Below are 14,695 nucleotides of genomic sequence, written 5' to 3' on the forward strand. Positions count from 1 at the left end.
AAGGTAAATTCCTTGTGGTCTAAATCTTTTAACTAATTAAAGCTCTTCTTCAATTCTTCTAACGTTAATTTACTTGTTTTTTCAACTGGTTTAATTGAAGTAGGGAAATATGGATTTGTTGTCATAAAGTTCTTTTCAACATAATTGAAGTCTACTAAATCAACTACGCCATCTTTATTTAAATCTTCCTTCAAGTTATCGCCTGTTGCCTTCGCTTTATTTGCAATTATTTTTGCATCGTAAATGTCGATTACATTATCTCCATTTAGATCTCCCGCAGCAGCAGTGTCAGTGTAAGCAATATAGTCTATTCCTTGGACTTTTCCGTCTATTAATTTACTTAATTTAAGTTTTTTACTATATTGATAGTGTCCTGGAATGTTGACTACTAGTGTGCAATCATCTGCAGTTGCTGGAATATCAAAAATAGTCATATATCCATTTTCTGAAATATCCGCTTTATATTGTTTTCCATTTTTGTCGACAACATATGCTTTTACACCTAATTTTGAATAATCTAAGTCGTAGTTATAAAAGTTTACTGCCTCACCGTGGAAATAACCTTCTAAAACTGAGTGTTGAGCTATGAATTTAAAGTGATTAGCGTATGTTGGTAATGTAACTTGATTACCTTCATTTGTCTGATAAGTTGACTCCTGATAATAAAATCCGCTCTCCCTCATATAGTTAAGATCACTCACAACTTTTAGATTAATATCTAACAAATCAATATTACCATTAATTTTCACCGGTAATTTTGTCTTTTTGTCCTTAATATCAATTGAAATTGTCGTCATATTTGACCAAGTGTCTTCTGTTACTTGTGGTTTACCAATACGAAAACTCCAATTATTTTTCTTTATTAACTCATCTAATTGCTTCGATTGTTTTACACTCATGACTTTATAATAGTTAGGAATATTGATTGTTGCATTTGCACTTGTTAAATCTTTTGCATTATGGACAGTAAATGTACTTGTAAACTCTGAACCAAGCGTTACTTCTTTCGCCGCTGTATTAATCGTTGAATATCGATCACCTTTATTAATAATTGTAAAATCAGGGAAAATCGGGTTACCAGCAGTTGCATAATCATAAGTATAAACTGCTATATTTGTAGGGTAATTAGCATACTCCTCTGGTAGTACTCCAAATTTAAAATCTCCATTTGCTGTAGGGAAAAATTGTGCTGTTGGCCAAGATGAATCCTGGTAAGCATAAACCGTATTCGCTTCTTGTGTCAGATTATGTCCTCTGCTCTTTAAATAGTCAATCGTATCATCATACAAATTACCGTGGACCCAGTAAGCTTTGTAATCTTTACCATCTATTGGGTTTGTTTCAGTTGTTAAATCTTCACTAGTAATTTCATTTATGCCTGTCTTTTTATCAAATACTACTTTTGGAGGTGTATTATCAATTACCATATCATTGTCTACCTTATAGGTTTTTCCATCTGCATCTGTACCAATATAAGAAACGATATATTTGCCCTCATCTAATGATTCATATTCTAGTGATAGTGGTTTATTTGGGTTGCCTGTAAATAATTTTACATCACCTGAAAATCCGTACATCACTAAGTAGTCTGTATCAACATTTGCTCCATCTAAATCGAAAGTACCGTATAATCCAATTGGTTTTCCAGATAAATCACTAACAACGACATCTATTTTTTTCATTTCACTGTTTAATCTGATTGTAACTGGAGTAAATGGTAATATATCTGGGTGGTAATTACTTAAATCACTCGTAATTGCATTCTTAAAGAATTCAACCTTTGCGAAGCCACTTGTAGTATATCGAACATGGAATGGAATTTGATATTCCTGTGTCTTTGATTCATTTTCTACGTAAATATACCCTTCATAAATACCGATCTCAGCAGAATTTGGTATTGATATTTTCGCATCTACATTAACGCTCTCGTTTCCATTAACAGATACAGTTGAAGGTAATTCTAGTTTTACTCCGTTTTTACTAGCATCCTTTGAAACACTATCAATCGTTAAAAATTCTACTCTCGTATGATATGTTTCATTTTGATCACTTAAGTTTTTAATATTAATTGACGTTGTTCGATTTTGTTCCTCACTTGTTTGCGTAATACTTCCAAATGGTAACGAACCTGAAACATCATCAATCTGTTTTTTTAATCCATCCTCATCTAATGTATAAGTTTTATTCTGAACTTCGACTAAAGTCGTATTATGAACTGCTTCATAAGCATCTACTCGTCCAGCTCCAACCTCGTTTACATTATAAGTTCTTCCTTTTAACGGATCTGCTGTATTCATAAGTGCAGCTTTTACATCTGCAACCGTATAATCTGGATGGGATTGAAGAAGTAATGCAGCCACTCCCGCAACATGCGGTGTAGCCATTGAAGTTCCATCCATACTAGCATAACTTGTTGAGTAATCCGTACCCTCCTGGGGATTGTTTATATATTCTGGAACCGTTGAAAAAGTGGATACTCCAGGTGCAACTACATCTGGTTTAATATCAAAATTATTACTAACAGGACCACGGGAACTAAAGTCTGCTAATACATCGCCCGTTGTCATATTTGACTGTAAATCTGTCATTTTTAATTCAGCATCAGGATTCATTTTAAGTTCATCTACAATGCTTTGCCCTTCATCTTGACTCATTTTAAAGGTAGGTACATACCCAAAATTTTCACCTAAGAAAAATGGAATCTCATCTTCTATATTGTTATAAATTAACACTGCTACTGCCCCTTTTTCATTAGCACGGCGAATTTTTTCGTCAAAAGATAATGTACCGCGTGAGATTAGCGCCACTTTCCCAGTAACATTTTTATTTGCATAATCTTCTTCCGCACCGATTCCTACGTCAACAACATTCAATTTTTTATCAATAACACTTAAATAATCTTTCCCTAAGCCGTGAGCCATTAGCTCATTACTAACTATAGCCTTACCTATACTCGTTTTTACTGTCGGTATATCTGTAGGAACATCACTTGCCCCAACAGTAATTGCTAATGGTGATGAACCAGGTGACCCTAATGATCCTGGTGTCGGACCCGCATTTCCTCCAGCTACAACAGGAACTACCCCTTGAAGCGCTGCATTATTAATTGCTACAGCTGTAGCATCCAAAGAATAATTATTACTGTTTCCTAAAGATAGATTAATAACATCCATACCATCTTCTACAGCCTTCTCAATACCAGCTATAATCCAAGAATCATATCCAGAACCATAGTGACCAAGTACTCGATATGCGTATAAATCAACATTTGGTGCAACGCCGGTCATCGCATATTCAACATTATTACGTGGGTTTGAAGCAATTGTTCCTGCTACATGTGTTCCATGTTCGGTAACAAATGGTCGACCATCGACTTCGGCAGGCTCACCAGAAGCGATAAGATCAGCAGGCGTTGACTCCATCGGATCTGAGTCATTATCTACAAAATCATAACCACCTTTATAAGCATCCTTTAAATCCGGGTGATTATAATCTATACCTGTATCAAGAACTCCAACCTTAATTCCTTGACCATTTATATCCTCGTTATGTAAACGATCGGCACCTAAAAGTGGTAATGCTGGAGGGACTACTTTATTTTCTTTCGAATCTTTAGTAGTTAGCTCATTAATTGGTACACTAACTTTGTTATCCTTCCAAATTCGTTTGACTACACCCGTTTCAAGAAGTGAATTGATTCGATCCGTAGGAATTGTCATAGCCACTCCATTAAATACATTTTCAAATGATTGCTTAATATGAAACTGGCTAGTTGCCTCCTTCGCTTCTTGATTTATTTCTGCTTTTTGGTTTTTCTTATTCCATATTTCCGATAATCGCTTTTTAAAAAATTCTTGTTCGCCTCTAATTTTTTCTCTTTTACTTTTTGACACTTCTTTTATTTTTCCATTTTGATCCTTTTCGATTGGTGAAGTTTTAAGCTCAACTATAATGTTTGCGTTTTTGTCCTTTAATGATAATAAACTTGGATCCACCACAAAACCTTCTTGTGGAGTTAATCGTTTAATTGATTGTCTCTGCTCATCCGTAAGTCCCTTTAAGAGTGTTTCTACAGAATTAGAAGTTGCATAAGACTTGTTTGGGGGCATTAAATAAGTTGTAAAAAAGCTCGTAGTCAATACACTAGTTACCATCACGTTTAACACTTTATTCTTTCTAATCTTCATTTCTATGCTCTCCTTCTCTTTATCCTTCGTTAGATTAACTCAGTGAAAATTGAATCTTAATAGAACACAAATCAAAAATGATTAAGTATCTAAATCTATTTCATTCCTCCTATTAAAAAAATGATGTAAAATTAGATTAAGAATAATTAAATAACTCTAACAATTTGATTGTAATTTAGCGATTTTTCATGGTAAATAGGGGTTATTTCAGTCCGAGTTTTCATTTGAATTCTTATTTCATGACAAAAAAAACGTTTCTAGATTGTCTTTTTAGGATGAAAGTCTCATATTTTACTAAATTTATTGATTGATAGATTGTATTTTGGAAGAAAGTCATCTAAATTCAATAGAAATTTTTATTATAAACTTGGGGGAATTGTTGGTTTTCTACTACTCAAACTTTTAATAAAAGGTTTTCTAAGGGGAGAAATATATTATGTATGAGGGGAAAATCATAAAATATTATCGAGAAAAATCTCAAATGACACAAGAGCAATTAGGAAAAGGTATTTGTTCTAGTACTCATATTAGTAAAATTGAAAGATCTCAAACTGAATATGCACATGAAATCATTACACTACTATCAGATCGACTTGGAATAAAAATCGAGCAAGAGATATTAAAATTACAAAATATCAAAAAGCAGATCGATAATTGGCAACAGGCAATTGTCATGCAATTATTTGATGAAGTAGAAAAAATAAACATAGAGCTTGAACAAGAAGAGCTAATACGAATATCAAATTATATAAATCAATATAAACTACTTCGTATTCGATACTTTTTAATACAGAATTTAGTTGATAAAGCCTTGGAGCTCATCATTGAAATCAAAAAAATAAAGCATAAATTATCGCCTTATGAATTGAATCTTTTTAGACATGTGTTAGGAATTTACCACTTAACAATGCACGAGCCTTTAAATGCCATTCAAGTTTTAAAAGAAATAAATAATGAAGAATATGCTAATGAGGAGTATTTTTATCATTTAGCATCAGCCTATCACTCAAACGAGTTGTCTGTAATGGCCTATTTCTATGCTGATAAAGCTCGTCAATATTTCAAAAGTATAAATTCCTATCTACGTGTAATTGATTCCGAGATGCTTATGCTCATACAAGTTAAAGATAATGAAGACTTTACAGAAATCATTAAAAGATTTGAAAACTTAATCCAAAGCTGCGAAATTTGCAAATCGAACGAACGAAAAGCTAGAGTATATCATAATTTAGCATTTGAATACTATCGAAGAAACGAATACGAATTAGCGAAAAAATATTATTTCGAATCGATGAAATTGAAGGATCATAAATCGATCCCATACATACTTTCACTCGAAGGATATATACGAAGTTCATATTATGGAGAACTTTTACCCAAAGGAGAATTACTACAACTTATTAATGAAGGCTACCAGTTAGCTTCCGAGAAAAACGATAAATTGTTTATCTGTTTATTCACCTTATTAGATCTATTAATTTTAGAAAAAGAACATGATTATCATCGATATTTATCGGATTACTCATTACCATATTTTAAAAAATTAGGCTTTGCGTATTTAATCAATCAGTCAGAAAAAGAATTGTTTAACTATTATTTTAAATGCAAACAAACACGCAAAGCACTTAGAATGGCCAATACATTAATAAATCAATAAAAAGCATGTCCTCATTGAAGGACGTGCCTTTTTATTATGTTGAAAATATGTGGTTGATGTCATCTTTTTGCTTATTTACTTACTCATGAACCTCTTATGAGTTAATTTTTTTCGTAAATCCCCTCTTTTTTTAACTCATGAACCCCTTATGAGTTAATTTTTTTCAGATTCACTCTCTTTTTTTAACTCATGAACCAGTTTTTATTTCAGCACACTAAAAAGGCATGTCCCATTATAGAACATGCCTTTTCACCCACTCTTCCTACCTTAGCTTTTCTTATTTCTTAGCTGGCATTGCTTCTTCCAGTGCAAGATGTTTTGTATATAGATAAGTAGCGTATTCTTTTCCGACGTAACGAATATGCCATGGCTCATAGTGATAATGTGTTAAGTCTACTTTATCTTCAGGATAACGAATGATAAATCCGTAATCATGTGCATGCTCTGCTAACCATTTTCCTTCAGGCGTTTGTGCAAATCCGACTTCTAAAGCATTACCAAATGATGGTGAAGAAACGTCCATAGCTAGTCCAGTCTGATGTTCGCTTGTTCCTGGATATGCACTGTACGCTTTAGTCCATTCTTCGCCATGTACAGATAGATAATTATTGTATAACGAAACTTGTCGATCGTATGAACGATATCCAGAAATTGCAGTTAATGTATATCCATCCGATTTTGCACCCGCAAATAATTTTTCTAATGCATGAGCAGCTTCACTTCTCATTCTTGTTTTATCTTTTACTGCTCCATTTAAAGGAATGGATGGATAGATTAGATCGCTCGGTTCATATCCATCTGGTAGTTTTCGATCTTTATTAACTAAAACTAAATTTGAATCGATGTTTAACACTTCTAATAAACCGGACTCGTCTTCTTTTGTTGTTTTATAATAATCTGGGAAGTTTAGTACATTATTATTTTTAACAATATCTGTTTTGACTTGATCGTTTTTCTTAATCACAATTGTTTTAGGTTCATTATTATGATTCTGATAGTTTATAGTACCTACAACTCCTGCTGCTATAACTAAAGATGAAATGGCTATACCTATAATTGGTTTTTTTCTACTAGACACTTTCTGTTCTCCTCCTATATTTTCTATATTTTTTATCATTTTTCATGTCACAAAAAATCAACTTTAACTTTTAAAAAAGCAAAAACTTTACTTTATATTTTCTCTACTAACAATAGACGAATTTAATTATACAAAAAGTTTTATAATCTGACATTTTTTTTAATTATATGTCATGGTAATAAATAGTATTTTTAACAATTCTAAAATTGTGTTAATATAATTTTATCGATGGATATATAAATAAATTTTTTAGAATTTTTAGGAAAAAAGAATTCACTAAAAACTAATACATCTAAGAATCTATATACAGGAGAGAAAAATAATGAAATGGTTAATTTGTTTTGGTCCCCTATTAGAACTAGCCATAACTGCTACTATTGCTAAGTTTTGGGCTGAAGACTTTAGGGAAATTGCACCGATTATCATACTTCAATTTTTACTTTATACATTTTTAATTACACCAATTATACTTTGGGGATATTTACGTTAAATATTTATTAGGATAAAAAACCTTCTTTTTGAAGGTTTTTATTCTATATTTAAATAACAATCAATCGAAGAACACTACGTATTTTTAAGTCAAAAGTACTATATAAACTAAATTGCATGTCGAATGTATGTCGAGTCAATTCACTATTTAATATCCTAACTTAAAAATGTTTCAAACGTGTAACATACTAATTAAAAATTATTTTTTAAGTATTTTATAAACTTAAATGTTAAGTAACAAATTCCAGCAGTAATGATCAATGATATAAAAATAAGTAGAATTTGCATTAAAATAATGGCGTTAATTAAACTCATATTAATCATTCCTTTTTATTCATTTAATATTGTTATCGGTATTTTTTTATTTATTTATACAATGAGCATGTTGCTATTTTTAAGCTCAAAAAAAATAAGGATACTAAAAAAAGTATCCTCATTTCTCATTGATCCAATATATGCTAATCTTGTGTACTTTTAATTTCCACTTAAATAAAATCGCTGTCTTTCTTTCTTCAGCTCTACCCACTTTTAAAAATCAACCGTGCAAGTTTCCTAGCATCCAAGGTCTATTTCGATAATATCCGATCGGGATTTGTATTAGACTTGTTTTTTCTGTTTCTTCTAATTCATATATTTCGTCACACAGTTTTACATCATATCCTAATAGTGGATGGCCACCCATTTCTAGGGCTGATGCGGCGATCAGTAATCGCTGCACCATCATGCCGGCTTCCATTTGTTGAATTCGGTAGCCACGATAGCTATGTGTCGACTTGATGTGTTCTTTGTTTCCGACTACATGTATGCAAATTGGGATTTGGCATAAGTTTACAGTTGAAGCATTCATTCCATATTGAAGCTGGATTCGATGATCGCCTAATTTGATTTTTATTAACGAATGAGTAAGATCATCATAGCAATATGCGCCATCGGTAATCCCCTCGACGTTGTGTAAACACATATATAGTTTGGGACGATTTTTATTTTTTTTGAAGGGTTCGTCTAAATCGTTCAAATACGAAAAGGTGGCTGTTGTCTCTTGAAGTAGTGTCGCTAGAGTTTTTTGACTGACGGGACGTATTGTAAAGTCTAATTCGGGTGAAAAGCGTTTCTTACATATAGCTGCTAGATCATATGATAACATGCTGACTTTAGGCAAACTTATTCGTTGCTGACCTTCTAAAACTTCATCACTTTTGTCTACTTTTTTAAATGATTGCGTCGAATCCATCATTGATAGTTTATTCATTTTAATCAGCATTGGGAATTCTCTTATATTTTTCGATTTTAATATATACTTGTGCGAAACTGTAGGTAATTCTTTACTTAAATCTGTTGAATTGAAGCTCATGCTTTTACTATTTTCACTAGAAAATAAAGACGATTCTTCAATAGAAATCGGAATTGCAGCGTATATACTTTCCTCCCGTTCGTGCACACCAATTAGATGGTTGATTGCTTGATCTAAAAACTGATAGTATACCCCTGCTTTAAACCCAAAGCGTTTTGACACCTCTAAAATCTGTCCAATTAGTACACCAGCATCTAAACTTTGGAGACGATAAGAAAAATTATTATATTTAAAGAAGTTTTTCCAAAACATTGTTGAAATAAAAATAGTACCAAAACACTTAGGAATATCACATCTATTTCCTAGAGCACTTGATATATAAGAATCAAAGTTTCCTTCTCTTAATAAAACTAAGCAATGTCTAGCTACATCATAATGATAAATCCCGGAAGAGACTTTATCGCTTTTTAAATATAAGTATAATTCATTAGGATATAAGCCCCCACCAGAAGGTACAAATCTTCGGTTCGACGACATCATTGTAACGGTCTCATTTGAACCAGAAGGGATAGCCGTTTGGGCAATTTGAGTTAATCCATATACATACCATAGAAAATATCCTATTTTGTTTAAGCTCGGATTTACTGCGTTTTTTTCCTCTGTTAAGGACAGTGGAACGTCCAGTGAAAGAGGTATTATAGGTAAATCTTTGTATAATTTATAAGTTAAAGGCGCATCCTCCCAGTCTACTTCCCAGTTTGATTGATTTGCCTTTTCAATATCAAAATGAAGGTTGTGTAGAAATGTTTGTAAACTCATCTAATGAACCTCCTAAAACACCCCCTATGGAAACGGATGTGGATATGGATTTAATTGTTCCGGCTTTAGTTGCTTTTTCGCATAGCCTAATTTAACCGGAACCTTTAGCACTCGATCAAGTCCATTTAATCGTTTTAAATGATTTCCGAATGTCATCGGCAGCATCCCAGGGATTAATACTTTTACACAAAATAGTCCATTTCGTTTAAGCTCAGGTGTAGTTTGATCAACTACAATGACATCAAGATTTAATTGTTTAAAAACTTGCAGAATATCCTTTAGATCTTTCGTCAAATCTGCATGGGTTGTATTCCATTTAAATTCTTGCTCAAACGTCCTTAATGGGCGGTTATCATCTAATAAAAACTTTAAACGCTCTTCTGCTTGTCGCAATCCGTACAGCATTCCATGATCATCCATTTGTTTAACGAGCGTATTATCTAGAAGCATTTTCATAGTATTGGCGTAATTTTCTTCAAACTTCTTATCCAAAGTTAACATCATTCCAGCTAACTCATACACTGCGCTCTTAACCGCTCTAACCGGGTCAAGATGAGCACCGGCAGCGCAAATGAGATTTAAGCCACTTTCTTTTAGATTTTTTGCAATTGCTACGATACTTGGTACTCCATTTTCCATCGTCGAGTTAAACAAATGAAGTTCGTACCCACCAACCAAGCGCATACGTTCAATCATTAAATCCAGCTCTTGATCATTCGCCGATTTAGGATCAAGTCGAGGAAGCTGTAGCTTTGCATACCAAGTCATTAAGAATGAATCCCGTTCAACAATTTCCAAAATACCATAAAATATAGCTTCTTCTAAACTACCTCCAAGTGCACAACCATTTGAAGTTTCATACACAAATCCATGTCCACAGCCCAAGCTGTAATAAGCAAGTAACTCAGGCACAAGAATCGGCTCCTCTTTCATAAAGGAATAACCCCATACCCAATCCATTTTACGCTTAGGGTTAAATGACTTGAATGGGAAGTGTGGTAAAGAATATTGCTCTTTTGAATGAGTACCAACGATTTCCGGATTAATTGCCCGGTCTTTTAAATTTTGATAACTATCGTGAACTACTGTTCGCTTCCCCCTAGGGGTAAGACCACAATATCTTTCTAGCCCCTCTAAAATAGCAGTTAATTCACTAGACTCATATGAGAGAGTCCGTCCTGCCGTTCCTTCATCCCCTTGAAGTAGTGGTAAATTTACAACTACATCTGCAAATGGGGTAGTTAGATCATATGCCTTTCCGTTTAAAAAACCTGTTCGTTGACCTAAATAATCGCTAACTAGCACCTTTTTCAATTCATCCATCGAACGACTGCGGTAGCTTGATGGTGAAATTTTCATACTAGGCTCAAGTGAAATAATCGCAGAATCAGATGTATCATCATCTAACTGCCCACAATTTGGACATAATGGGTTTGGTAAAAAAAAGTGATTTGCGCTTTTAAATGTCTTTAAATTTAAGATAAAGATTCTTTCGTCTATACGCGTTTCTTTCCCGTTCATAAACTTTTCTACTTCAGCTGCAATTAGATAAGCCATTTGTAGTAATCCTGTTCTAGTTCCCCATACATCACTTGATTGCCCATCACCTTCTAATAACTGATCATCTATTTTTAGCATTTCTCTTCGTTCTCTGCCGGCCATTATACGTCGATAATCGGCGCATTTAATGCAACCAACTTTTCCCGGACGCACTAAAGGTCCAATTACACCTTCTCCAAATGAAACACAGGCACGTAACCATGGCACATTAGATGTTCTTAACTTTTCGTCGGCTTTTTCAAGAACTTTTGGATTCCATGCGTCGTCCAAAATCAATATTAAATTAGTGTCTTCTTGGATCGGAACGTCTATTTCCTTCTGCTGGACTATTTGATACTTATTTACAAGAATCTCGGACACATATTTCGTTAATAGTCCATCTCCCAAAATGGTAACGACTGATTTCAAGATTGGTTCACCTCTCTTAACAAGACGCCATAAACTCCCGCTAGCTCCTCTACATTAAACGATTCAAGCATTAATTCTAGCGATAAAATTTGCTTTTTATTCTGCTTTAAGATGTTTATAGCCGAAAGTAAAAGATCAGTATGTTCAGTACCTTTAGATTCAGGAATTATGATGTCGAGTTTATCCTTTTCTTCAAGTAAAACAGCTGAAGTCTCAATAGCCTTTGAATCATATAATGAAGACTTGTTTTGTGCCTCCTTAAGGGCCTGTTTTAATGCTTCTTGAAAGGCAATTGTTATATTTAAACCAACACTTCTATACCAACCTTGTTTTGTACCAATCCATACTACAGGAAATCCGAAAATTTCCTTTCCCAGTGCTATCTTCGGTAAATCTTGTATCGTATTAAATGCTTGTAGATAAAATCTGGCCCGTTCATCTTCTATTTTTATTTCATTTACATTCCGTATATGGTTTTTTTGTCCATTCGTTTGCTGATCAAGCTCTTCAGACAAATATTTTTGAAGTCCTCTACAAATACTCTCTGAAAAGCTTTGACCGGTAGCGATGGCAATGTATTCATGTGGTTCAATACTCTCCAAAACTTCAGTTTCTGAATTCTTGATAATTTGCTCGGCTATTTGTGATACATACATTTCAATCCCTGTAAGCCCTGCTTCCCTTCGTGCTTCCTCGTGAGTTAGTTCAGTACACACTTTATTTGATAATAGTTTAACTGGCCCCTCAGTGAGTGGATCTACTACTTGTATCTGACATTGAGCCAAAGGAAGTTGATTTAATTCTCCTTCATCCCAAACGTGAAATAGTCCAGTTTCTTGGGAGTTAAATTGCCCTAAGTATGTTAATAACTTGCTTTGGTCACTTCTATTAATATTTTGCTCTAGCATTTCTTTAAAATTATGAACTAATTTGGCCTTTGCCTTCCCACTAACCAATGGATGAGGCGAAAATGAATGCCAATTACCTTCAAGCGTTTCTTGATTAATAATAAAAATTTGATTATATTTTTCCTTCTCACGTGAATTTGTAATGTCTTTAAATAACTCAAACACTATGATATTCGTTAGCATTGCTGCCGTCATGGAAGACAAAGGTTGCAGTGTCCCCCCGTCATTCAGTATTTCTTGATGAATACTTCTCCAAGCTGACTCAAAGCAAGCCACAGAATTTGGCGTCACTAGTGGCCCAGCCATACTAATCTTATGTGAAGAAATTGCAGGGATAAATCTCTTGTTCTCCCTTTTACATATGTCATTCAGCATCTTAAGTTCATATAAATTATCATCCTCTGAAACATATAAAATCGAATCAAAATTAGAAACAATTTCTCGTAAAGAAAGCTTCTCTCTCTTTATTAATACAACTTCTGCCTCAGTATCTGTTTTCTTGGCATGATCTACAATCTCTTTTATTCGTTTTTCGTCGGTATTTTCCGGGCTCGTTATTAGAAGGTGAAACTTCGGCAACCCTGACTCAAGTAATGCCGAAACTAGCGAATTGACAATTGATCCGGATCCGATTGCTAATACCTTTGATTGTCGATACGTCTGAAAACGATAGGAACCAGACTCACCAAAACAATTTAGAAATTCTATTTGACTTGCATATTTAGTTAAAACCTCTTCTGACAATTGATGAGGATGATCCTTACTTACATCCCGCGCAAAGCCATTATTATATAGTATTTCTCCAATTTCATATACTCGATCTACGTATTGGCTAGGAAGTCCATTTGTTAAATTTCCCAATGAGTGGTCACCATTAAACATAGGAAATAACTTTTCAATCCATTGGTAAACAGAAGCACCTTCCATACGAAATGAACTTAAATTATTCCTGAAATAAACACCTCCATTCGAATCAGGTATAAAAAAAGTATCTCGATTAACTTTTAGCCGTGTAGATGAATTCAATTTGGACATACTTTTCAACCCCTTCAATGCAGTGAGTTGTATATTGAACTGCACAAATACTTTCTTCATAATCCTATGTTTTTTTAGTATTCCTTATGTCATAACATAACGCTAGTAAACCCCTACTTTATATAAGTAGGGGTTAATGACCTTAATGGACAAATAGTTTTTATAAAACATTACAAATTAACGATGACAGCGACCGCAGCCTCCACAACCTCCGCAACGGAAACAGCCTCCGCAACCTCCACAACCTCCACAGCCAAAGCAACTAAAGAAAGGGAAGAAACATGCAAAAACTCGAGAATCATAAGGTTGATATTGATAATAATCCCATGGGACTACTTGACTAGACTGTAACTGACCAACATTTAATTGTTGAAGTTCTCTTTGAAAATCATACATTCTTATAACCTCCGAAATGAAAATTCTAAAGCTCTAAAAAATACAACTTACTGACCCAAAATAAAAACAGTTCACTCAATTGAATCTACTATAATGCAGACTCTCAAATACAAAATATGATGAGTACTTGGGCATTGTTACTGTTTCAAACGCCCAATTTGGGTCATCCTTTAAAAATAAAAAACCCCACCTTAATAAAGTGAGGTTTTTCGAACTTAATTTATCTGGCTTCATCTTTCAAATTAACAAATATTTCGATTGTTTATTCTTCATTAAGAGTAATATTTTTTAGTGGAGAGTAATTAAAAATACTCTTACGCCTTCTTGTCCTAATCCCTTTGATTTCTTTTCTAAAGAATATTTTTATAATATGTAGGTTATTTATTTTACCTCCTTTAAACAGTAGGAAATACGGCAACAAAAGGAAATCGAAAATAAAAAGTAAATCTCTTACCATAAAAAACGAGAAGAGTGTCATTGAGAACTCTTCAGTTTGATACAGACTTGAAAATGAATAAACCGCATACCTTTCATAAACAGTGCAAATTAATAATATAGCTCCTACTACTAAAGATGTGAAACTATATCCAATATGTAGTTCTCTTTTATTGAAATTTAAAAAGGTCGGAAGTAAATACAGCAAAACAACAATAAAAATACTAAATAAAAATCCTACTAAAGTAATTCCACTGTATACAATAGACTGGACTAGCAAAAGTTTTCCTAGAATAAAAAGCATGATCATACTCTTCATCATTTCCCTCCTCCAATTATCAATTTTAGATCACCAAACTTTAATGATTATCTACATCTACGAATTAAAATGGCTTCTCTTCTGTCAATCAAATTATATCTTTGCTTATTAAA

At 33.5% G+C, this 14,695-nt stretch carries 9 protein-coding genes; 2 read left to right on the plus strand and 7 right to left on the minus strand.

The features are described from left to right. Positions 1 to 32: 32 nt before the first annotated feature. Entirely contained in the window at positions 33 to 4,187 is a 4,155-nt protein-coding gene (locus CN692_RS05050) for a S8 family serine peptidase (protein WP_098118048.1), read from the minus strand. 436 nt (positions 4,188 to 4,623) lie between these two features. On the opposite strand from CN692_RS05050, the gene CN692_RS05055 reads away from it, so the two are divergent. Next, positions 4,624 to 5,844, plus strand: a complete 1,221-nt coding sequence (locus CN692_RS05055; protein ID WP_098118049.1) for a helix-turn-helix domain-containing protein — start codon at positions 4,624 to 4,626, stop codon at positions 5,842 to 5,844. Between the two features lie 277 nt (positions 5,845 to 6,121). Here CN692_RS05055 and CN692_RS05060 read toward each other — a convergent pair whose 3' ends face one another. Further along, positions 6,122 to 6,922: a M15 family metallopeptidase gene (locus tag CN692_RS05060; protein ID WP_257143969.1), complete on the minus strand. Its 801-nt coding sequence runs from the start codon at positions 6,920 to 6,922 to the stop codon at positions 6,122 to 6,124. Positions 6,923 to 7,244: 322 nt separating this feature from the next. On the opposite strand from CN692_RS05060, the gene CN692_RS26035 reads away from it, so the two are divergent. Further along, positions 7,245 to 7,412: a hypothetical protein gene (locus CN692_RS26035; RefSeq protein ID WP_179865435.1), complete on the plus strand. Its 168-nt coding sequence runs from the start codon at positions 7,245 to 7,247 to the stop codon at positions 7,410 to 7,412. A 534-nt stretch (positions 7,413 to 7,946) separates the two neighbouring features. Here CN692_RS26035 and CN692_RS05065 read toward each other — a convergent pair. The 5 genes from CN692_RS05065 to CN692_RS05085 form a co-directional block, all read right to left on the minus strand. After that, positions 7,947 to 9,521 (minus strand): SagB/ThcOx family dehydrogenase, encoded by a 1,575-nt coding sequence (locus CN692_RS05065; protein ID WP_098118051.1) that lies wholly within the window; start codon positions 9,519 to 9,521, stop codon positions 7,947 to 7,949. Between the two features lie 24 nt (positions 9,522 to 9,545). Next, on the minus strand, positions 9,546 to 11,489 hold the full coding sequence (locus tag CN692_RS05070; RefSeq protein ID WP_098118052.1) for a TOMM precursor leader peptide-binding protein: 1,944 nt from the start codon (positions 11,487 to 11,489) through the stop codon (positions 9,546 to 9,548). Beyond that, positions 11,486 to 13,432 carry a putative thiazole-containing bacteriocin maturation protein gene (locus CN692_RS05075; RefSeq protein ID WP_098118053.1) on the minus strand — a complete coding sequence of 649 codons (1,947 nt, stop codon included), beginning with the start codon at positions 13,430 to 13,432 and terminating at the stop codon, positions 11,486 to 11,488. Before CN692_RS05075 ends, CN692_RS05070 begins: the two co-directional genes overlap by 4 nt. Before the next feature lie 177 nt (positions 13,433 to 13,609). Further along, a complete protein-coding gene (locus CN692_RS05080; RefSeq protein ID WP_098118054.1) occupies positions 13,610 to 13,828 on the minus strand; it encodes a heterocycloanthracin/sonorensin family bacteriocin in 219 nt (72 codons plus the stop codon). Between the two features lie 262 nt (positions 13,829 to 14,090). After that, positions 14,091 to 14,582, minus strand: a complete 492-nt coding sequence (locus CN692_RS05085) for a hypothetical protein (protein ID WP_098118055.1) — start codon at positions 14,580 to 14,582, stop codon at positions 14,091 to 14,093. Positions 14,583 to 14,695 lie beyond the last annotated feature (113 nt).

It is taken from the genome of Bacillus sp. AFS002410 (assembly GCF_002556365.1).
GTDB lineage: Bacteria > Bacillota > Bacilli > Bacillales > Bacillaceae_G > Gottfriedia.